Raw genomic sequence first — 18,760 nt, 5'->3', positions numbered from 1 at the left:
GCCCGCGAACACCTGGTGTTCGCGGGCCGCAGCCGTTCAAACGGGCAAGCTCAGAGGGCGTCGGGGTCGATATCCTGCGCCCGGGCGAGGGCGAACAGGACACGCTCGATCGTGTCCAAGCGCTGGGTGACCGACCGGTCTCCCGGCGCGCCGACGGCGTCGGCAAGGGAGTCGATGTTCCCGAATGCGGTGCGCTGCTGCTCACGGATCGTCGCCAGCTGCTCGCTGTGCTCCGCCAGCGTCCGACCGGTGCGGAACGCCTCCGCCTCCAGGTCCCGCAGCCGCTCGTCGTGCGTCGCCGTCTCATTCGCCATGCCACTATCCTGACAGGCTCCCGCGCCGCGATCAGCCACCCCCGGCAGATCGGGCATCCGACATAGGTGGCTGAGGCATGACGCCAGCAGCGGCGGCGACCTTCGTCGGCGCCTGGTTCATCGCGGTCGCTGCTGTCAGGGGCGCGAGTTACAGCGGGAGTTGTATGCCGAGTTCCTGCATGGCGAGGGAGGGAGGGCCGCCTTCGGAGCGTTCGGTCTTGTAGCCTTTGATGCGCGGTTCGAGGGTGCGGGGGTCGACGGCTTCGGCGGGTGCGCTCTTGGCGTACAGGCCGTCGGGCTCGCTGTCGCGGTCGTGGGGCAGAAGCCAGAAGACGCGGCGCCGGAAGGTACCGGAGGCGCGGGAGGGCTTGGCATCGGAGCCGAGGATCGCGTACCCGATCATGCGGCCGTCGCGGTGGTAGGCGGGTCGGCCTTTGCGGGTGGGCAGGCGGTCCAGGCTCTGACGTACGTAATCGAGCTGGTTGATGTCCTCCAGCCACACGAACTCGGTCTCGTGGCTGATCTCGTCCGCGCTGATCAGGGAACTCATGCGTCGGTATCCCTCTGGTCGTCGGTGAGCAGTCCGATGCCCGGGTAGTGCTTGCGCTGATTGGACAGGATCATCTCCTTGGGCGAAGCCAGCCCGACCAGTTCGCGAGTGCGGGAGGCGAACGCACGCGAGGACATGACCGGAGCGCCTTCATTGTTGCACCACGCCTTGTAGGCGGCGTAGAGCGCCGTCTGCTCGGCCCGCAGGTCGGGGCCCACGCGGCAGCACTCTTCGTAGAAGCGGCCGGTGTGGTCCTCGGTCTCGGCGTATGCGGTCGTAGCGATCCTGACTCGCTCGGGCCCGGTGAGGTCGCGCTCGCCGGCCAGATAGCGGCGGGCGCCGTCGATGAGCCAGCCGAGGATGCCAGGGCCTTCCTCCATGACGAGGATGTCGGCCAGGTTGTCGATCTTTCGGCTGTCGGAGACGACTCGTTCGAACGGAATCAGGCGCATGCGGCGCCAGAACGCGAAGCCGCCGGTGCCGACTTCGGGGCGGTGATTGCCCAGCAGCCAGAGCTTGTGGGTGGGTTCGAAGCTGAAAAAGTCCTGCCGCATGCGGCGGGCCTTGATCCGGTCGCCGCCGGTCAGCAGCTTGACCCGGGCCTCGTCGAACTTGTCGCCGGGCTTGACCTCCGAGCAAACGACGACGCGCCGTCCGTGGAGTTCGGCGAGGTCGGTGGGGTGGCCTTCGTACGGTTTAGCCATCAGGAAGCCGGGCGGGGCCGCGTCCGCGTAGTCGCCCAGCAGTTTCATCAGTACGTCCAGCAGGACGGACTTGCCGTTCTTGCCGGAGCCGAACAGGAACGGAAGGATCTGGGCTCCGACGTCGCCGGTGATCGAGTACCCGAGAAGCAGCTGCAGATAGTCGATCATTTCGTGGCCGACGGACTCAGCGCCGAAGGTGTCAGTCAGGAAACGCAGCCAGCGCGGGGTGAGCATCTGCTGCGGGCCGACGGTTGTGGAGCGGGAATGGAAGTCCTTGTTCGGATCAGGGGTCGTCAGCAGGCCGGTGCGCAGGTCGACGATGCCCTTGGGGGTGCACAGGGCGTAGGGGTCGGCGTCCAGTCGGGCAGCGTTGAGGACCATGCCGGGCGCGGACTTGGCCTGGGTGAGCATGGCGTTGATGCCGGTGGTGGACAGGGCACGGCGACGGTGCGACTGCAGGGCGGTGTTGGTGAACAGACCCCGGGGATCGTAACTAGCGATGCTCTCCGCCAGGTCGCCAGCGGCCCACAGGACGGTGTCGTCCTCGTCGATCTGCCAGCGGGTAGTGTCCCACCGGTACCAGCCGATGCCGGGGACATGCCGGTAGTCGTTGGCGTAGAGCTTGACGAAAAGTTTGGCGTTGCCCCGGTCGGTCAGGGTGTCCGGCAACAGGCCATTGGCGGTTGCTTCGCCGACGGGCCGCTCGGTGGTGGTCTGGGCGGGCAGCGGCACAGTGGCGGCCTGGTTGCGGATCTGGGCGGCGACGGCTTCAGGGTCGAACTCGAAGAGAGTCTCCTTGCCGGGGGACGTCATGAGCGCCTCCCGCTGGCGTAGAGAGGCCTTTTCAGGCCTGCGGCGAGGCCACTGCGGATGATTTGCTCGATGCGCCGCTCCTGGCCCGGGCGGGCCGCGGCCGCGGTGTCCTTGAGTGCCTGCTCGACTTCCTGCTCGGAGAGGCGGCCGGCAGCGATGAGGCCGCCGAGGGTGTAAGCGGCGCGGTTGAGGGTGGCGGAAAAGCCTGCCCCTTCGGCAACCTGGCCGCAGGCCTCTACCGGCGCAAGGACTGCGGCGAGGGTGGGCTCGGCTTGGCCCCGGCCGCCGCCGGCGGCGAGGACAGCCTGCTGGGCACGTGGCGGGACTGGTCGGGGAGCGGCAATGTTGGGTGCGGGCAGGTGGCCGGTGCGGTCGAGCTCCTGGGCGACCCACATGGGGAGGGCGGCGGGCTCGCGGGCCTCGCCGACAGGGGTGTAGGTGCCGTGGTGGGTGGTGGTTCCTGGGGCGATGATGTAGCTGCCGTGGGCTCGGATGTCGACCTGCCAGGCCAGGGCCCGGCCGGCGCTGGAGCCGACGGAGGACAGCCACTGGCGGTTGCCGGTGGCCCGGTACCACACGTGAAGTCCCCCGGAGGGGGTGCGCACCCGCAGGGTGGTGGTGTCGTCGGCGGGGCTTTGCTGACCGCGGAGGGCTGCGAGGACGGCGAGGGTATGGAAGCCGTTGGCCAGGCCGGTGAGGTCGACGTGGTCGCCGATGGGAATGCCGGGCAGGACACGGTTGCGGGTTGGCGGTTCGGCGGGGTGGGCGTCAATGTCGAGGATGACCAGGCCAGCCGGGCCGCAGGAGACGCCGATGCCGAACTGCGGGTGCTTCCCCCACCACTGCTGGATGCGGTCGTGGTTGAGCGTGGCCGCGTGGAAGCCGTGACACCAGCGGTCTGCCCGCAGGCAGGGGCAATCGGCAGGCGCGTGGGCGCTGGCGCGGCAGTCGCTGCAGTTCGCGGCCGGGGTCTTGCGCCCAGGGGCAAGGGGATGCACAGGCCAGCCGCGCCGGGCGCACGACTGCGCAGTGGCGAGCGAGCGGTCAGCGACTGAAGCCGCGAGGGTGGGCATATGTGAGTCGCTGTGGGGAAACTGCAGATCAGCAGGCATCTGCACCCCCTAGCAGCGACCGAAGCGACTCAACGACGGACACAGACTAGCGAACGAGGCCGGTCTGGTCGTGGAGCACATGCGGAACAACGTTGACGCCGTGTCGATGATGCGATCGATGAGGGTCTGCCAGCGACCGGGGCGGGGCTGGAGCGACCGACGGGTGTTTCAGTCGCTGCTCGGTCTTACGGAGAAAACGCCAGTTCAGACAGGGTATGGAACCGCCAACAGCGACTGAAGCGACTGAAGCTTTCTATATATGACGCACACGAGCGCACTCTATGGCTCTGATATATGCGGTACTCCAGTCGCTTCGGTCGCTGTGACCGAGGGAAGGGCGCTGTGACCTGGATCTTTGCCGCGGTGCGCTGGAGCGACCGAAGAGTCGCTCAGTCGCTGGCTCTTGGGTCGCTGCATCGAGCAGGAGGTAGCGACCCAAGCGACTGAAGCGACCGACCGCCGGACAACCTGGAGGGGCTAGCCGCGATCGGCAGTCCGACCATTTACACCCCGGTGACCGGCGAAGTCATTGCGGTGAACGGTGACGTCGCCGACACTCCCGAGGAGGTCAACAGCGAGGCCTAAGACGCCTGGCTGTTTCAAGATCAAGATGGCAGCGGGCGCCTCTACCAACGATCTGCTCGACGCTGCCGCATACGTGAAATTGGTAGACGTAGGAGGCGCCACGAGTTCCACGGCGTCGCCGGCCTGCGGCTCTGTCAGGGCCGCCGCTGCAGGAGAACGTAGCTGTCCTGGTCCGCGACAATCCGGTAGCGGCCGTTGTTCCGCGCCTCGGACAGCAGCCTGCGGTCGTCGTCGGGTGAGATCGGCCAGCCCTGCGGTTGCGCGCTGTCGTCGATGATCCACTCCGGGTCGGGACGGCTGTCCCCCAGGCCGAACACGCTGACCAGGGTGCGGCTGGTGAGCTGCGGGACCAGCCGGTTGGAGGCGGCCACGGTGGCGCCGTCCGGGATACGGTCCATCAGCCGCCAGGCGGTCGCGAGCCGGGGGTCGGTGTTTCCGGGGTCCGGCCGGGGTGTATGCGCTCGGCCGACCACGGCGGAGCCAGCATGGAATACCCACGGGCCGCGCACATGTCGGCTGTGCCGAGTGGATGAGGCCGGTTGCTGGAGGAGGGGGCGGCCCCTTTCCAGGGCGCGGTGAGAGGGGCCGCCGGGCCCTGCGGTTCTGTCAGCGCAAGGCACGATCACGCTAGGGCCTTGTACGGTGCTGTGCTCGCCCGGGGTGCCAGCCGAGTGACGCAGGCGCCGCGCTTTGCGGCGAGCAGTCGCAAGGCTGGTGGATTGTTTTCGACAGGTTGAACTGGAGCCACTTGGGCAACGGGATTGAGAGCCACGCTGCTCCGCCCGTGGCGGGCATGGATAACGCCATGGCTTCGTGATCGGCAACGAGAATGAGAGCCGCCCCTATCGGGTGACATGTTGTGGCGCCTGGGCGGAGACGGGGTGTCCAAGGCGGTGGTGTAGGCGTGACGCGATAGTTTGTGGTCCCCGGGCCCGGCTGGTTCGCGTCCCTGACAGGCGTGGCTCAGAAGGGCCCGGTTCCGTGGACGCTGGTAAATGCGTTGTCGATCATGTGGGGCTGAGGCAGCATCCTGCGCATGGACCAGCCTGCTGAAACTCTCCGATTTGACCAGGTCGAGCTGCGCCGATGGCGCGTCAGCGACATCGAGACCCTGCACCCGGTAATCACCGAGTCGCTTGATCACCTGCTGCCGTGGATGCCCTGGGCAGCCAGTCATGGTCGGAAGCAGACCGAGGAGTACCTGGCCCGCTGCGAAGAGCAGTGGGGTTCGGGGCAGGGTTATGACTATGCGATCACCTCGGGTGGAGCGGTGATCGGCAGCTGCGGGCTGATGCGCCGGATCGGTCCCGGCGGGCTTGAGATCGGATACTGGCTGCACCCCACATGGACGCGGAAGGGGTTGGCCACCATGGCGGCGGCGGCACTTGTGCATGCGGGACAGCAGCTTCCGGAGATTGACCGCATCGAGATCCACCACGATGAGGCCAACCCCGCCAGCGGTGCCGTCGCCCGCCGCTTGGGCTTCACCGAGGCGGAACGTGTGCGGCTGCCCGACGGACCGACAGCCCCTGGCGAGGCGGGAGTCCGTGTGATCTGGCGCCTTCACACGCAGATCGGGTCGGCAGACGAGGGCCTGGCAGTCACCTCGTAGTGGTCTGCCACTCGGTTTCAGTGGCCTGGAAGCGGTAGGAGTCGGTGCCGGTCTGGATCAGGGTGCATCGAAAGGTGATGCGGTCGGCGATGGCCGCGCAGAGCCGCGGCTCGTTGAAGATCTTGTCCCACTCCGCAAACGGTGAGTTGGTCGCGACCGCGGTGGCCTTGCGTTCCTCCCGCTCCGTGAAGATCTGGAAGAGCAACTTTGCGCCCTTCTTGTCCAGATTCAGGTAGCCGAATTCATCCAGACACAGAAGATCGACCTTGCTGTAGCGGGCGATCACGCTGGACAGGCGCCTGGCGGCGTCGGCCTCGGCAAGCTCGTTCACCAGGGCCGAGGTTGTGGTGTAGCGGACCGTCAGGCCCGCTTCGGCGATCGCTGTACCGACTCCGATCAGCAGGTGACTCTTGCCCGTGCCGCTGTCGCCGATCAGAACCAGAGGGCGGCCTTCCTGCACCCAGGCGGGGTTCTTCAGCTCGCCAATGACCTCGGGCGGGACGTTGGGGTTCTTCTCGAACTGGAAGTCCTCCAGCCGCTTGGGCCGGGGGAACTTCGCCGCCCGCACCAGCCGTTGCTGGCGGCGGACCTCTCGGTCAGCGACCTCGATCTGCAGCAGCTCCAGCAGGAACTGCTTGTAGGACGCCTGCTCGCGCCGCGCGGTGGCCGCGATCTCGACGAAGCGCTCACGGAACGCGGGCAGCCGAAGGTCGCGGCAGGCCTCGTCGATCAGCGCGTCCTCCGGATCGCCCGGCAGAGGGATCCTCGTCGGCGGCACCCGCTCGGCCGTGACCTCGGCGGTCTTGGTGGGGGTCATGCGCTCGTGCCCTTCGTCGTCGCGTGAGTGGTCACCGGCTTCAGCAGCCGGTCGTACTTGCTCATGTCCGGCAGCGAGGTGCGCAAGTCCGGCGGCAGGCGCCGGGCGTGGAGCGAGATCACCTTCGCGCCAGTCGCCTCGTGGTCATGGCCGGTGTCGTTCGCCTGCCTGTCGTGCCCGCCGCCGGTATCCGCCTCGCCGCCGACTTCCTCGGGCTCCTGGTTCTCCATGGCCTGGCGGGCCTCGATGGCCACCAGATCGGTGCTGACCGAGCCGACCTTCAGAACGGTGGCCATGCCGGCGACCACAGCGTCGGCGGGCAACTGCCGGTGCAAGAGCAGCACCTCGATCAGCATCCGGGTGCCCTCACGGTCACCCGCCCTCTTCTTGGCCGCGGCCCAGAACGCCTCGTGCGTCCTGGTAAAGGAGCCCTCTGCTCGTGCTTGCGCGAGCGCCGCGGCCCCCGCGAACGCACCCGGCCTGACCAGCAGGATCTCCAGATAGTGGTCGAGAATGTCGTGGTAGGTATAGCGACGTGTCAGCCTGGGGTGGCGGGCGATCACACTGCGGCCTTCGAAGACCCATACCTCGTTCGCCTTCAGCTTCACCCGCACCTTCGTCCCGATGAAGCGGGCGGGCACGGAGTAGTAGCACTGGCGGACGGTCACCCGGCCGTTGCGGTGTACCACCGGCGTCAGGTCGATCCCCGTGTCGTACTCGTCCGCGGGCAGCGGCCGCAGCAGGTGACGTTCCTGCTCGAAGTCGAAGCCGATGGAGGTCGGCCGGCCGTGCACGTGCCTTGCGTCCTCGGCGGCATCGATTGCCGCCAGGCGCTCGTTCAGCTCCGCCAGACTCTCCACCACCGGAGGCGGGACCAGGTGCTTGCGGCGGAACCTTCCTCCCTCGTGCTCCACTCCGCCCTTCTCGTGGGCGCCTTCCTCTCCCGGCGTGCAGTAGAACGCCGAGTACCCATACCAAGATCGGAAAGCGGCCCAGCGGGCCGACTCGGTCCGGGAGTGAGGGACCACGCCTGAGTCCACGGTGCCAACCGGCGGGTGAACTCGCGCGGGATGACAGGACTTCGTTGGAGCGGCTGCGCTACAAGCGGACCCGCAACAGAACGTCGCCGACCCCGATGTTCCCCGAGGGCGCATCAGGAGCCGAGACTACCCACGTCGGGGTGTCCAGGTATGCCTGCATGTTGGCGACGATGCCGGCGATTCGGCGTGGTCCCCAGGAGGCGACGTCGGCGTTGACGGGGGCGTTTTGGGTGACGAAGTTCAGGATGAAGGCGTCGCGCAGGAGCAGACGCGCCGCGGCCCGGTAAGCCTGGATCAAGGCCGCCGCCAAGTTTCAGCAGGCTGTCACCGAGCACGCCGGAGCCGAGGGGATGTCGCGGGTCGAGGTGGAGATGGCCGTGAAGAAGGCTGTCCGAGACACGGGGCCTGAGCCGGGCGAGGACTGACAGCGCAACGCCCCCGTTCGCGCGTGACCAGGAGCCGGGTGCCAGCGACTCCACGAGCTGCTGGCGATGGATGGTGTGTCCTGGGGCGCTAGGCGGCAAAGGCGATGTACGTGCCGACGGTAAGGCCGGAGAACGTCACTAGCTGGCGGGGTTTGAGGCAGGTGAAGGCCCCGTGCATGGCAATCCCGGCGGCGACGGCGTACGGCATGGTCTGCGGAACGAGGAGCGCGGGGGGTAAGGCGATCTCCGTGGCGATGACCGTTGCTGCGGTCAGGCGCCAGAGGCGAATGTCGCGGAGGGTGAGGTTGCCCATGTGGCGGCGGACGAGGCCAGGGACAGCGTACTGGCGCCGGTACGGGAGATGTTCTCTGACCTGGGCGTAGACGTGGACCCATTGTGCGAGGTAGAGGCCGCTGCGGAACTGGGGGCTGTGGAGTTTCTGCCAGGCGGAGTTCCAGTAGATGTCTGTCGTGACGAGCACGAGGAGACATTGCGCCCAGGTGTTGGTGGTGCTGGGGGTGTGGTCGATGTGGAGGCCGTGGCCGAGGTTGCCTGCAAGGAGGAGGCTGGTGCCGGTGAGGAGCGTGTAGCGGATGGCGTTCGGGCTCTTGAGGTAGAGAAGTTCCATGGCTGCTCCGGCAAGTACTAGGAGGAGCGCAAGGCGCGGGGCGAGGCCGGCGGCGAGGGCGACCGCGGCGGCGGTGCGGGCGATCAGGATGGGCTGGTAGGCGATGGCGAGGAGCCGGGCGCGGGTGGGGCCGTAGCGCTGGTGGGCGAGGTGCGTGCTGATCGAGGTGGGGGCGAAGCGTGTCCAGCCGCCTTGTCCGATGGAGAGGGCGAAGCGGGCAGCGCAGACGGTGCCGAAGATGATCCGGAACAGCTGCAGGCGCGCGGGGTCGGTGGGGGCCTGGAATCCGTCGGCGATGGCCTCAAAGAACCACACGGCTGTCCCTCACCTCGATCTGCTGCTCGCCACGCGCGGTCAGGAGACGGCCGTGCCCGGCGATGTGGTCGTATCGGCCGCTGCGGGTCAGGTAGTTGAGGATCGCTTGGAGCTGGGGCGGCCCGAGGATGAAGCTGCCTGGGGAGAGGTAGTCGTAGACGTTCACGGGCTCGGTGCGTCCGTCTTTGGTGCCGGTGAGGTGGAGGATGGTGAAGGTGGCCTGGCAGAACATCTTCCAGCGGAGCCAGCGGCCGGGCAGGCGGGTGAAGCCGGTGATCATCCAGGCCGCCAGGGCGGTGGTGATGGCGAGTTGCGTGTCGGACAGCACGGATTCGTGCATGGCGGAGGGCCTCCGGGAAGGGGAGGGTGAGGTGGGGGTGCGTCCGTGTGGCAGGGCGCCGGGGGTCAGCGCTCGGGCTTAGGGGGCCGCTGCATCAGCGCGGCGACGGCCTCGTCGAGGGTGATCTGCTCGTTCAGCAGCGCGGCGACTACTTCGGTGATGGGCATCTCGGCGCCGTGGGCGCGGGCCAGGCCGAGGACGGCCGCGGCGCTCTTGACGCCTTCGGTGGTCTGTCGGGTGGCTGCGGCGGCCTGGTCGACGGTGAGGCCGTGGCCGAGGTGGGTGCCGAAGGTGAAGTTACGGGAGAGCGGGGATGAGCAGGTGGCCACCAGGTCACCGAGGCCGGCCAGGCCGGCGAGAGTGGCGGGGTGGGCGTCCATCGCGGTGGCGAGGCGTGTGACCTCTGCCAGGCCCCGGGTGATCAGGACGGCGGTCGCGTTGTGGCCCACACCCATGCCGTTGGCGATGCCGACGCCGAGGGCGATCACGTTTTTCAGCGCGCCGCCGAGCTCGCAGCCGATGACGTCGGTGGTGGTGTAGGGGCGGAAGTAGCTGGTGTGGCTTGCCGCCTGGAAGCGTTGCGCGACGGTTTCGTCGGTGCAGGCGATGGTGGCGGCGGCGGGTTGGCCGTCCATGATCTCGCGTGCCAGGTTCGGGCCCGACAGTACGGCGACACGGTCGGTGGGCAGCCCCGTGACGTCGGTGATGACCTGGCTTGCCCGGAGGCCGGTGCTCGCTTCGATGCCTTTCATCAGGGACACGATCACGGTGTCGGGCCCGATGAGCGGTGCCCACGTGGCGAGGTTGGTCCGCAGGGTCTGTGCGGGGATCGACAGCACGAGGTAGTCCGCGCCGTCGAGGGCGGCGGCTGGGTCGGTCGTGGCCGTCAGGTTGGGGGGCAGCTCGATGTCGGGCCAGTAGGCGGGGTTCCGGTGGCGGGTGTTGATCGCGTCGGCGATCTCGTCCCGGCGGGCGTGGGCGACCACGTTCGCGCCACCGTCGGCGAGGATTTTCGCGACTGCGGTACCCCAGGATCCGGCTGAGAGCACTGCCGCACGGACCGCGTGGGCGGGGCGGTGCTGGCTCACTGCGGGGTCCTCTCGCTGGGTACTCGGCCGTCGCCGGGGGCCGGGCCGGGATGGGCCATCTTATCTTTAGCGTCGGGGTTCGCTTGCTGTGTCGCGGGGCGCCGCAGGGTGAGCAGGACGGCTCGGCGGCCGGGGAGCTTCGGGAGCACGCGGTGAGCCTCGGTGAGCATGTTGTGTGCCTGGTCGTTGCCGAGCTGGGCGCGGAGTTCGTGGGCGTGGTCGATCCACAGCTTGTACAGGCGGCCCCACATCGCGGGCTCGTCGGGCCGCTCGTCGACGTGTTCCACGATGAGACCGGCGGCGTGGGCCTGCTCGTCCCAGACAGGAGCAGCGCCGTGCCGCTGGGAGCGGGTGATGGTGAGCCGGGCGCCGGGCGCCAGGATGCGGCCGAGTTCGCGTAGCGCTGCGGCCCGGTCGGTGGCGGCGCTGAGGGCGTCGATACAGATGGCGCCGTGCGCGCAGCCGTCGGGGAGGCCGGTGGCGGTCAGCGTGGCGATGCGGAAGGTGGCGCGGCCGGACGGGACGAAGTGGTGGCTGCGGGCGGTGGCCTGTTCGACGGCTTCGGGTGAGAGATCGAGGCCGTGCAGGCGGATGGCCAGGGCGCGGGCCAGCCACAGGCCGATGCCGCCGGTGCCGCAGCCTGCATCGACGAGGAGTCGGCCGGGTCGCATCCGCAGGCGGGAGGCGAGCAGTGCGAGCAGGGGCCAGTCACAGGAGCTGGAGGCGGTGATCTCGTGCGGGTAGTCCTCGCCCATCGCCTCGGCGTACAGGCGGGCGACGAGATCGGTGCGGGCCCGGGCGGCGTGGAACGCGTCGTATTGGGCGGCGAGTTGCTCCGTGGCCGGGGTGTCGGTGGGGTGTGTCATCGGGGCATCGATCTCCTGCTCCGGGAGCGGGTGCCGGGGCAGACGACCTGCAGGGCGTGGATCGGCTCGGCCGGATCCGACAGGTCGAGGGCCAGCGGCTCGTGACCGGTGACGTGGTGCACCTGCCGTGCGACATACGCGGCCTGGTCCTCGAAGCCGCCTGGGACCGGGGCAAAGTGGGCTGTTGCTTCCGCCCACGCAGCCAGCCGCTCGCGCTGCTGGGGTTGGTGGAGCGGTGTGTCGGGCGAGGCGTAGTCGCTGGGGAGGTCGTCCCGTGTCCCGGCGATGGCGGCGAGACGGGACTGGGCGGCCTCGGTCAGGGCCCTGGTGGCCGCGATGTGGGGGCTGGTGTGGCAGCCGCCGCCGGCGAACACCGTCGAGAGATCCTCGGACCACAGGTAGGCCACGCACACCGGCAGCCCGTATGGGCCGTCGACAAGCGCGAGTTCCAGGGCCATGCCCGCGCTGAGCAGCCGGTCGAGGACCTCGCAGGCGTACGGGTCGTCGACGGTGCGCGGGTCGATCAGCGTCCGGTGTCGGCCACCGAGAGCTCCGTCGCGGTACAGCACGTCCCGCTCGACGACCTCATACAAGGCGTGGAGCAGAGCCTCGTCGCGGCTGTTGCCGCACGCCAGACCGGTACTGGTGGCGCGGAGCAGATCCGGGGTCCACTCCGGCCGCTGGGCGCGGCGGCGAACCAGGTCGACCGGCACGACAGTTTTGGTGCCGGACAGGAGGCCTGTGGCCGGTGTCCACTCCCACACCATGCGGGCGACGATGTGCTCTGGGTAGGGCACTGTCAGCGGCAGTGCGGAGACGGGATAGCCGGGACGGACGTCCTCGGCCGGACCGTACGCGGCGACGGGCAGCGGCTGTTCGACGTGCCACAGCTCGATGGCTTCCAGGACGGCCGACAGCTTCGCGAGAAGAGAGGTAGCTCCCTTGCCCTGCGATGTGCTCAGAGTCCGCGAGGCGGGCCGGATCGCCGTCCAGACCGGCAGCCCGATGCAGTCGAGGCCCGTCAGATCCGCGACCCTGGTGATGCCCCACTCCGACAGGCGCCCGGCCACCAGCTCCCACGTCTGCTCCGGGGTCTGGGCGCGCACCGTGCCCGGCAGCACTACGGGATCGTCAGGCACTGGTGGCCTCCATCGGCTGGGTGGTCTCTGCGAGGAATCCCGGCACCAGGCGCTTGGCCGTCTCGACGGCGCGCGCCGCGCAGACCAGACCGCGCGCGGATGCTTCCGCATCGAGGTCCTGCTCAGGGCATTGCCACACCTGCAGCAGGATCCGGCGGGTGAGGTCGTCTCGGATCGCCTTGGTGGAGAAGCCGGGCTGGGTATGGCGGGTGAGCGTGAGTGTGTCGGCGTAGCGCGCGACGGCCTGCCGGTCCTCGAGGGTTTCGCCCGCGAGGAGGAGTACCACGGTCGTCTGGTCCCGCAGGTCGACGGTCGGGTGGAACACCCGGTGTGCGGGGAGGTCGCCGCCGGTGGCCTGGACAAGCCGCTCGGCCAGCGGCAGCCCTGGGGCGCCGTGTGCTGGATGCTGGGAGCGGTACTCGAGGTAGGACATCCACCGTCCGGGAAACGCCCGATCGAACACCTGCTGGTAGACGAGGCGATCCTGGATGGACAGGTCCAGGCCGTCGACCCGGGGATGGGCGAAAGCGTTGGACCATCGCCGGAAGTGCGTCGTCTCCCACACGTCCGGCGTCGGCTGGGTGCCGGCCTGTAGGCCCGGCACGGCGAGGGCGGCGTGTACGGCTGCGAGGGCATCCGCGCGCTTGAGGTCCCCGAAGAACTGGTCCCGCTCACGCTGCCCGCCCAGCCACCTGGAGAACTCGGTCTCGCCGTGGCTGCGGCAGACCGCCCGCACCGAGGCCATGGTGCGCTGCGGGTAGTAGACCGCGCGGAGTCCGGCGAGGAGCGCGGCAGCACGCTCACCGTCGACGACGCCGGCCAGTGCAGCCAGCTTGAGGACATGCCGGACGTTGACCAGGGGCCAGGTCAGCGCGTCCCACTCGCCATCCGGGGCCTGGCCGACCGCCACCTCGTCATCGCCCCTGATCTCGCCGCGGGCGTAGGCGGTGTAGATGCTGCCGACGCCGATCATCCCGTACGGCGCCAGTTCGGCCGCCCGCAGTGCGCCGATGCTCGCCGCCCCGATCACCCGGACTCCCCGACCCATCGCGGCCAGGATCTCCTTGTGCCGCAGGGCAGGCGCCTGGTGGTACACGCCGTCGATGATCACTGCGGTGTCGCCGTCGCGGATCGTGATGTCGAACAGGTCCCCGTGCTGGATCGGCGCTCGTACCTGTACGCCAGGCATCGTTAGAACCGGCTCGGACCGCGGCAGCGTCGGTCCGACGTAGACGTGGATCACTGCACTCTCCAGTTGGTGACGACGCAAGGGGGGCGTCCCTCCCTGGCCCGAAGAGGGCCGGAAAGGGCGGGAGGGACGCCCTGGTCAGAGCACGAGCGAGGACTACTCCTCGTCCTCGACGTCGACAGCGATCACCAAGGACGAGGTGATCTCCTCCGTGTCTTCCACCGAGGTACGGGTGGCGGCGACAGCGGACTTGGGCTGCTCCATGGGGCTTCTCCTTCTCGCATGCGGATGCAGACGGTGCGGGCATCTCCTGCTCGTACCGGTGGTGTCACGGGCCAGGGGGCCTATCACCCCGCGGGCCCGTCTGCCCGTCCCATACCGGGACGGGAAGTAGGGTGCTCAGCGCTGAGTGTCGGGCTCCCGCAAGGGTGAACCGCGCCGAGGCGACTACGGAGGGGCATCTTGGGGGGCATCATGTGCCCATGCCGATCGGACAGTTAATCCGTGATCTGCGAACCCTCAAGCATTGGACACAAGCACAGCTCGCTGAGGAACTGGCCATCTACGCCGGTGACCCCACCGGAGCGCCGGGCCGGGACGCGGTCAAGCGGTGGGAGACGGGCAAGGTCATCCCGGGCAAACACTGGATCGGGCACCTGTCTCGCGTCTTGGGAGTCCCCGCCGCGCAACTGGCCGCGGAGGCTACGCTCGACCGCGTGAACCGACGAGCCTTCCTGGGACTGTCCACCCTGGCCGTCACGCACGGCGCGCTGGCATCGGAGATGGCGGCCAGCATCGCCAGCCGCGACCCGGCCCCTCTGGCCCGCGTCCAGACCACGCACGGCGCGGACATTGTCACCGCGTCACTGACGGACAAGGCGTCCGCCGCGAGCCTGCGCCGGTGGATGTTGGACGGGGACATGTCGATCCTGCGTGTCAACGCCGCCGGCATTCTCGCCAAACTGCCTGGCCAGGGCCAGGCCGACCAGGTCGCCCGTGTGCTGGCCCACGACGAGGAGGTTCGCCACCTCTACCTGACGGCCGTCACCTCCCGTGTCTGCGCCGTGGACTGGACAACAGCCGGCCGGATCGCTTCACGGCCCGCCTCCTACTATCACCGCGCGGACTTCCTCGCCACTCGCTTCGCCAAGGAGGCCCTCAACCCCAGGGACTCTGGCGCTCGCTGGTGCTCCTCGGTCATGCTGCAGGAGCTGAGTCCCATGATCGGACGGAGTCCCGCATGATCGTCTTTGAAGTGCCCCAGGGTGAGCTCGTCTCGGAGCTGAACCGCCAGGCTGCCGAGGCCGGCATCATCGACGCGGCCATCGTCTCTCTGATCGGGGCCGCCGACTCGTTCACCGTCTCGACCATGCCGGAGGGCGACGCACTCAAAGACATCATCAGCACGTACGACCTGCCCGGCGAGATGACCGGCACCGGCGAGATCCGCAACGGCTTCGTCCACATCCACGTCGTCATGGGCGTCGAAGGCGACCGCGCTGTTGCCGGACACCTCCACGAGGCTCACATCGCCACTCACTTCGCCCGCGCGTACGTCATCCCCGTCAACTGACCGTCCCGGCAGGGAGTCCGTACTCCGCCCCAACACCGCCCTTTCCCCATGGCGCACCGGGGCCGAACACCTGCCAGGCTTCGGCTCACTCCTCTTGGCCGTCGTCGTCATCGTCGAGATCGACGGCAACCGGGGCGCGCATCGAAAGAAGGCCGGCTCCGGCCGGCCACCGCACTCGACTATCTGGCCCTGTCGACGGTCACGAATTGCGTGACCGCTTACAGGCCCGAGCCACCAGTCTTTCCGTGTACGTGGCCGGTCTGCGCGAGCGGCTTTGCATCCTGCTGCTTCCTGTTGACGCGTCCGGAGCCTGCTGACCTGGCAGTGGAATACTGGCCCGCCATGACACTGGCTCACGCTGCCAACGGTCGGCCCGTCGTGGATGTAGACAACGCCGACACTTGGCCCCAGGCGCTGGCAGATCTCATCTACAGCATTGCCGACGAAACCGAACTGGACGAGCCGGACCTGTACGTCGACCTGGACTTGGAGGACAGGGAGGCGCAGGTCCTCGACCTCCTTCGTGGCCACCTTCTACGGGCGCAGCACGGCACCAGGCTGCTCGACCACGAGGCCGATGCGATTCGTGCTCAAGGCCTGCGCCCCTTGGACGTCGCTCTGGTTGATGACCGTCTGAACCAGGCCCACGAGCGGGGCTGTCTGACCGACGCTGAGCGTGAGGTACTGCGCTCCCAGAGCATGGTCGTCCCGGCGAGGCAGAAGTTGGGCAATCGCGAGGGCCAGGTCTGCCTGACGCTCTCAGCCGAGGCCACCTCTCACGACATCAATGGGGTGTGGCGGCTGCTGTCCTTCTGGGGTGGCGAGGCGATCTACTGGCAGCACTGCGACGACCATGCCGGCGTTGCTCATAAGCTGCGTTCCCTGGGCCGGCCAGCATTGGTCACCGCCTACGTGGACCTCGCTAGTCCCGGCAGGCACCTCGTCTTCAAGTCGGTGGTGCACACCTTCGTAGGCAAGGCCATCGGCTACACCCCTGCCAACGCCGACGTCCTGTACCGCAACCCGATCCCGCCGCAGCATATTGAGTCCATCGCCTTCCCCGGCGATCCCGCCTACGACCGGCTTGCAGGCCTCCCCACCGCCTGATTGATCACTCCGACACCGGCACGGTTGGACATCCAGCTTCCCTGTCCCCTGAGCCGGACAGGAGACAGCGTCACCTGGACAGGGTGGAGCCCAGGAGGATCCCGGCGAGTGCTCCGGCCAGGAGGAATGGGCCGAAGGGGATCGCTGACTTGCGCCCGGCCCGGCGCGCAAGGATGAGGCCGACACCGTACAGCGCACCGAACAAGTACCCGGCGAACGTGCCTATCAGCAGGATTCCCCAGCCGTACCAGCCCAGGACGGCGCCGAGTGCCGGGGCGAGTTTCACATCGCCGAAGCCGAAGCCCCTGGGGTTGATCAGGAACAGCACGAAGTAGCAGGCGCCGAGCGTGAGGGAGCCGAGAAGCGCGGTCCTCCAGCTGCCGCCGGCACCAGGCAGCAGCGCGGCCCCTCCGAGCCCGATGAGCGCGGTCCCCGCGAGCGGCAGGGTCACCACGTCGGGAAGACGGTGCACCGCGAAGTCGACCGTGGCGAGCAGCACGGCAATCGGTGCGAGCAGCAGCCACACCAGCAACTCGGGACGGGCCCCGGTAGCGGACGTCAGTACGGCGCAGACCACGGTCATCACCAGGGCGATGATGGGCGTACGCGGCCCGAATGTATCCCCGTCGGCGCAGCGGGCCTGCCCCAGCCACCCATCCCCGATCCCGACGAGGGGATGTTCTGCCGGGCAGGCCGTTCGCCAGCGCTCCTCCGGTGTCACGGAGAGTCGGTACGCAGCGCGCGGTATGAGCAGGCTCGTGCCGGCGCCCCACAGGACGGCCGCCGTGATGATCCAGAACGTCTCCACCGAACGGAGCCTAAGCTCAGCTCCGTTCGGATGTTGCGGACGGCCCATATCGTGAGGAGCACCTGCATGCTGTTGAAGCCCGGCACCACCTGCGATCAGGCGATCAAGTTGCTGGAAGGCCTGACCTGGCAAGGGCTCAACGACGTCCAGAACGCCATCCCCCACATCCCCAGGCCCGTGACCGTCGCAGGGAGCTGGTCCAGTGACGAGGCGAAGGGCTGGGAGAAGGGCGTCATTCCGGTCGTGCGCCAGTACGACCACTGGACGACGCAGGCCGCGGCCGAGCTCCTGGAGGCGTTCGCCGACCAGGCTGTGCCGGCGCGACTGCGGGGCGAGCGCTACAACGCCATCGTGCACGGCCAGTTCACTCCCGACCGGTGGACATTCCTGATCAACTCCGAACTGCAGGACCTGCGCACCTACTTCATGGAACTGGCCAACGAACTGCGCCGCATGAAAGACCGGTTCACCAGTCACCAGGTACGAACGGTGGTCCTGGACACCAACGACCTGCTGCACTACATGCGCTTCGACAAGATTCCCTGGCAGCGGCTCTTCGGCCTGGGCACATCTGTGATGATCCCGCACGTCGTGATCGACGAGATCGACAAGAAGTCGTACGACACCCACGACACCGGCGTCCGGAAGCGGGCTCGGGCAGTCTTCGCACTCCTGGAACAAATACTCACCCAGATCGAGGCCGACGGCCGTGCGGTCGTCAACAACGGGGAGACCGTCGTCGACGTCCTGCGGGACGAGCCCGGGCACGTGCGGCTGGCGAACAACGACGACGAGATCGTCGCCCGCGCCTGCTATCTGCAGCAGGCTATCGCCCCTGCGCCGGTCACAGTCATCACCGGGGACAACGGGATGCGGGCTCGCGCGCTGTCCTGGGGGCTGCAGGCCCGCGTCCTGGACGAGAAGTACAAGATCGAACGACTGAGCGCTACGGAGAAGGCGGACAACGAGCAGGCCATCACCTTCGAGGTACCCGCCGAAGACGGATAGGGGCGGGGGCCGGCCTTCGGAGCTCGGGATCGTCAGTTTGTGGACCAGCCACGCAGCTGCGCGGCGATCTCCTGAACCCGGGCACCCTTGTGCTTGGCCCGCATGACGAGAGCGAGGGCTTCCTCCGGCTCGTAGTGCAGGGTCTGCCCGTTGCTGTTGAGGAACGTCTCGGCGACCAGCCAGGCGAAGAACTCGTTCTTCGCCTCCAGCGGCTCGTGCAGCGCGATGGTCTCCAGCATGGCCGCGGCCTTGAGCCAGTCACTGGCGTACACGTCGCGGCCCATGTAGTGGGCCTGGACCCGGGCGCAGACGGCGTCCAGCACGCCCAGGTCGAGACAGGCCGGATCACCCGGGAGGGTCTGCGCGATCTGCAGAAGCTCTTGCGGGGTGAGGAACCGGGTCACGCGGCGTGACCGTGCTGGTTGTCGTGCAGGTCGCGGCTGCTCAGCGGAGCAGGGTCAGGCCACGATGCCGTGCCAATGTCAGCCGCGGGTGTGTCCTGGGTGGCGAAGACCTCGGCCAGCTGGGGGACGCGGTCGCGGGCCTGTCCGAGCGCCTTGACGAACGGGTCGTCGGCGGCGGCGAGGGCCGCGTCACGGACGAAGTCCCCGGGTGACTTGCCGACGATTTGGGCGGCCGCCTCGACGCGCGCGTACTCCTCCGGCTCGAAGGGCGGCACCTGTCCGTTCTGGTCCATACGAGCGACGGTACCAGCGGGATCGGTCCC

Annotated in this window: 23 protein-coding genes; 6 read left to right on the top strand and 17 right to left on the bottom strand. The window is 68.4% G+C overall.

Annotation, left to right across the window (positions count from 1 at the left end; genetic code table 11):
* Positions 1 to 50: 50 nt before the first annotated feature.
* The 4 genes from ACFYX0_RS35295 to ACFYX0_RS35280 all read right to left on the bottom strand — a co-directional run bounded on the left by ACFYX0_RS35295 (position 51) and on the right by ACFYX0_RS35280 (position 3,493).
* On the bottom strand, positions 51 to 314 hold the full coding sequence (locus ACFYX0_RS35295) for a hypothetical protein (protein WP_388976694.1): 264 nt from the start codon (positions 312 to 314) through the stop codon (positions 51 to 53).
* Between the two features lie 148 nt (positions 315 to 462).
* A complete protein-coding gene (locus ACFYX0_RS35290) occupies positions 463 to 864 on the bottom strand; it encodes a DUF6009 family protein (RefSeq protein WP_355923964.1) in 402 nt (133 codons plus the stop codon).
* A complete protein-coding gene (locus tag ACFYX0_RS35285; protein WP_388976691.1) occupies positions 861 to 2,381 on the bottom strand; it encodes a phage/plasmid primase, P4 family in 1,521 nt (506 codons plus the stop codon). The genes ACFYX0_RS35290 and ACFYX0_RS35285 overlap by 4 nt, the downstream gene beginning before the upstream one ends.
* Positions 2,378 to 3,493, bottom strand: coding sequence for a bifunctional DNA primase/polymerase (locus tag ACFYX0_RS35280; RefSeq protein ID WP_388976688.1), 1,116 nt, complete (start codon positions 3,491 to 3,493; stop codon positions 2,378 to 2,380). The genes ACFYX0_RS35285 and ACFYX0_RS35280 overlap by 4 nt, the downstream gene beginning before the upstream one ends.
* A gap of 468 nt (positions 3,494 to 3,961) precedes the next feature.
* Between ACFYX0_RS35280 and ACFYX0_RS35275 the strand changes: the two genes are divergently transcribed.
* A complete protein-coding gene (locus ACFYX0_RS35275; RefSeq protein WP_355923977.1) occupies positions 3,962 to 4,078 on the top strand; it encodes a hypothetical protein in 117 nt (38 codons plus the stop codon).
* A 134-nt stretch (positions 4,079 to 4,212) separates the two neighbouring features.
* Here ACFYX0_RS35275 and ACFYX0_RS35270 read toward each other — a convergent pair whose 3' ends face one another.
* Positions 4,213 to 4,551 (bottom strand): DUF2079 domain-containing protein, encoded by a 339-nt coding sequence (locus ACFYX0_RS35270; protein ID WP_388976685.1) that lies wholly within the window; start codon positions 4,549 to 4,551, stop codon positions 4,213 to 4,215.
* A 563-nt stretch (positions 4,552 to 5,114) separates the two neighbouring features.
* On the opposite strand from ACFYX0_RS35270, the gene ACFYX0_RS35265 reads away from it, so the two are divergent.
* Positions 5,115 to 5,690, top strand: coding sequence for a GNAT family N-acetyltransferase (locus tag ACFYX0_RS35265; protein ID WP_355923179.1), 576 nt, complete (start codon positions 5,115 to 5,117; stop codon positions 5,688 to 5,690).
* Here the strand turns inward: ACFYX0_RS35265 and istB are convergent.
* The 9 genes from istB to ACFYX0_RS35220 form a co-directional block, all read right to left on the bottom strand.
* The gene (gene istB, locus ACFYX0_RS35260) at positions 5,680 to 6,507 is read right to left on the bottom strand and encodes an IS21-like element helper ATPase IstB (RefSeq protein ID WP_355923177.1); all 828 of its coding nucleotides are present in this window, start codon (positions 6,505 to 6,507) and stop codon (positions 5,680 to 5,682) included. The genes ACFYX0_RS35265 and istB overlap by 11 nt on opposite strands.
* Positions 6,504 to 7,535: a hypothetical protein gene (locus ACFYX0_RS35255; RefSeq protein WP_388976682.1), complete on the bottom strand. Its 1,032-nt coding sequence runs from the start codon at positions 7,533 to 7,535 to the stop codon at positions 6,504 to 6,506. Before ACFYX0_RS35255 ends, istB begins: the two co-directional genes overlap by 4 nt.
* A gap of 70 nt (positions 7,536 to 7,605) precedes the next feature.
* Positions 7,606 to 7,857, bottom strand: coding sequence for a hypothetical protein (locus tag ACFYX0_RS35250; protein ID WP_388976680.1), 252 nt, complete (start codon positions 7,855 to 7,857; stop codon positions 7,606 to 7,608).
* A 203-nt stretch (positions 7,858 to 8,060) separates the two neighbouring features.
* Positions 8,061 to 8,915 carry a hypothetical protein gene (locus ACFYX0_RS35245; RefSeq protein ID WP_355923172.1) on the bottom strand — a complete coding sequence of 285 codons (855 nt, stop codon included), beginning with the start codon at positions 8,913 to 8,915 and terminating at the stop codon, positions 8,061 to 8,063.
* On the bottom strand, positions 8,902 to 9,255 hold the full coding sequence (locus ACFYX0_RS35240) for a hypothetical protein (RefSeq protein ID WP_355923170.1): 354 nt from the start codon (positions 9,253 to 9,255) through the stop codon (positions 8,902 to 8,904). The genes ACFYX0_RS35245 and ACFYX0_RS35240 overlap by 14 nt, the downstream gene beginning before the upstream one ends.
* A 65-nt stretch (positions 9,256 to 9,320) precedes the next feature.
* Positions 9,321 to 10,343, bottom strand: a complete 1,023-nt coding sequence (locus ACFYX0_RS35235; RefSeq protein ID WP_355923168.1) for an NAD(P)H-dependent glycerol-3-phosphate dehydrogenase — start codon at positions 10,341 to 10,343, stop codon at positions 9,321 to 9,323.
* Positions 10,340 to 11,209, bottom strand: a complete 870-nt coding sequence (locus tag ACFYX0_RS35230) for a class I SAM-dependent methyltransferase (RefSeq protein ID WP_355923166.1) — start codon at positions 11,207 to 11,209, stop codon at positions 10,340 to 10,342. Before ACFYX0_RS35230 ends, ACFYX0_RS35235 begins: the two co-directional genes overlap by 4 nt.
* Complete coding sequence (locus ACFYX0_RS35225) at positions 11,206 to 12,348, bottom strand: YcaO-like family protein (protein ID WP_388976678.1); 1,143 nt, start codon at positions 12,346 to 12,348, stop codon at positions 11,206 to 11,208. The genes ACFYX0_RS35230 and ACFYX0_RS35225 overlap by 4 nt, the downstream gene beginning before the upstream one ends.
* Positions 12,341 to 13,537 (bottom strand): TfuA domain-containing protein, encoded by a 1,197-nt coding sequence (locus ACFYX0_RS35220; protein ID WP_355923163.1) that lies wholly within the window; start codon positions 13,535 to 13,537, stop codon positions 12,341 to 12,343. The genes ACFYX0_RS35225 and ACFYX0_RS35220 overlap by 8 nt, the downstream gene beginning before the upstream one ends.
* Before the next feature lie 482 nt (positions 13,538 to 14,019).
* Here ACFYX0_RS35220 and ACFYX0_RS35215 point away from each other — a divergent pair, with 482 nt between their 5' ends.
* From ACFYX0_RS35215 to ACFYX0_RS35205, 3 genes are all read left to right on the top strand, one after another.
* Entirely contained in the window at positions 14,020 to 14,781 is a 762-nt protein-coding gene (locus ACFYX0_RS35215) for a helix-turn-helix domain-containing protein (RefSeq protein ID WP_388976675.1), read from the top strand.
* On the top strand, positions 14,778 to 15,110 hold the full coding sequence (locus tag ACFYX0_RS35210; protein ID WP_355923159.1) for a PCC domain-containing protein: 333 nt from the start codon (positions 14,778 to 14,780) through the stop codon (positions 15,108 to 15,110). Before ACFYX0_RS35215 ends, ACFYX0_RS35210 begins: the two co-directional genes overlap by 4 nt.
* 378 nt (positions 15,111 to 15,488) lie before the next feature.
* Positions 15,489 to 16,217, top strand: a complete 729-nt coding sequence (locus tag ACFYX0_RS35205; protein ID WP_388976672.1) for a hypothetical protein — start codon at positions 15,489 to 15,491, stop codon at positions 16,215 to 16,217.
* A 70-nt stretch (positions 16,218 to 16,287) separates the two neighbouring features.
* Here ACFYX0_RS35205 and ACFYX0_RS35200 read toward each other — a convergent pair whose 3' ends face one another.
* On the bottom strand, positions 16,288 to 17,025 hold the full coding sequence (locus ACFYX0_RS35200) for a prepilin peptidase (RefSeq protein WP_388976669.1): 738 nt from the start codon (positions 17,023 to 17,025) through the stop codon (positions 16,288 to 16,290).
* 66 nt (positions 17,026 to 17,091) lie between these two features.
* Between ACFYX0_RS35200 and ACFYX0_RS35195 the strand changes: the two genes are divergently transcribed.
* Positions 17,092 to 18,033, top strand: coding sequence for a PIN domain-containing protein (locus tag ACFYX0_RS35195; RefSeq protein WP_355923151.1), 942 nt, complete (start codon positions 17,092 to 17,094; stop codon positions 18,031 to 18,033).
* Between the two features lie 32 nt (positions 18,034 to 18,065).
* Here the strand turns inward: ACFYX0_RS35195 and ACFYX0_RS35190 are convergent, their stop codons facing one another.
* Both ACFYX0_RS35190 and ACFYX0_RS35185 read right to left on the bottom strand, forming a co-directional pair.
* Positions 18,066 to 18,437 carry a fic family toxin-antitoxin system, toxin component gene (locus ACFYX0_RS35190; protein ID WP_355923149.1) on the bottom strand — a complete coding sequence of 124 codons (372 nt, stop codon included), beginning with the start codon at positions 18,435 to 18,437 and terminating at the stop codon, positions 18,066 to 18,068.
* Positions 18,434 to 18,730 carry a hypothetical protein gene (locus tag ACFYX0_RS35185; protein WP_388976666.1) on the bottom strand — a complete coding sequence of 99 codons (297 nt, stop codon included), beginning with the start codon at positions 18,728 to 18,730 and terminating at the stop codon, positions 18,434 to 18,436. The genes ACFYX0_RS35190 and ACFYX0_RS35185 overlap by 4 nt, the downstream gene beginning before the upstream one ends.
* Positions 18,731 to 18,760: the final 30 nt, after the last annotated feature.

Origin of the sequence: Streptomyces sp. NPDC002573, assembly GCF_042889625.1 — a bacterium.
In the GTDB taxonomy this organism is placed as follows: domain Bacteria; phylum Actinomycetota; class Actinomycetes; order Streptomycetales; family Streptomycetaceae; genus Streptomyces; species Streptomyces gibsoniae.
This window is presented reverse-complemented; position numbering and strand designations above follow the sequence as displayed.

Bases quoted from the DNA above. Each gene is read 5' to 3' on its own strand.
- ACFYX0_RS35215 (WP_388976675.1), top strand. From the start codon at position 14,020: ATGCCGATCGGACAGTTAATCCGTGATCTGCGAACCCTCAAGCATTGG.
- ACFYX0_RS35185 (WP_388976666.1), bottom strand. From the start codon at position 18,730: ATGGACCAGAACGGACAGGTGCCGCCCTTCGAGCCGGAGGAGTACGCG.
- ACFYX0_RS35210 (WP_355923159.1), top strand. From the start codon at position 14,778: ATGATCGTCTTTGAAGTGCCCCAGGGTGAGCTCGTCTCGGAGCTGAAC.
- ACFYX0_RS35295 (WP_388976694.1), bottom strand. From the start codon at position 314: ATGGCGAATGAGACGGCGACGCACGACGAGCGGCTGCGGGACCTGGAG.
- istB (WP_355923177.1), bottom strand. From the start codon at position 6,507: ATGACCCCCACCAAGACCGCCGAGGTCACGGCCGAGCGGGTGCCGCCG.
- ACFYX0_RS35220 (WP_355923163.1), bottom strand. From the start codon at position 13,537: ATGCCTGGCGTACAGGTACGAGCGCCGATCCAGCACGGGGACCTGTTC.
- ACFYX0_RS35280 (WP_388976688.1), bottom strand. From the start codon at position 3,493: ATGCCTGCTGATCTGCAGTTTCCCCACAGCGACTCACATATGCCCACC.
- ACFYX0_RS35265 (WP_355923179.1), top strand. From the start codon at position 5,115: ATGGACCAGCCTGCTGAAACTCTCCGATTTGACCAGGTCGAGCTGCGC.
- ACFYX0_RS35285 (WP_388976691.1), bottom strand. From the start codon at position 2,381: ATGACGTCCCCCGGCAAGGAGACTCTCTTCGAGTTCGACCCTGAAGCC.
- ACFYX0_RS35230 (WP_355923166.1), bottom strand. From the start codon at position 11,209: ATGACACACCCCACCGACACCCCGGCCACGGAGCAACTCGCCGCCCAA.
- ACFYX0_RS35290 (WP_355923964.1), bottom strand. From the start codon at position 864: ATGAGTTCCCTGATCAGCGCGGACGAGATCAGCCACGAGACCGAGTTC.
- ACFYX0_RS35240 (WP_355923170.1), bottom strand. From the start codon at position 9,255: ATGCACGAATCCGTGCTGTCCGACACGCAACTCGCCATCACCACCGCC.
- ACFYX0_RS35195 (WP_355923151.1), top strand. From the start codon at position 17,092: ATGCTGTTGAAGCCCGGCACCACCTGCGATCAGGCGATCAAGTTGCTG.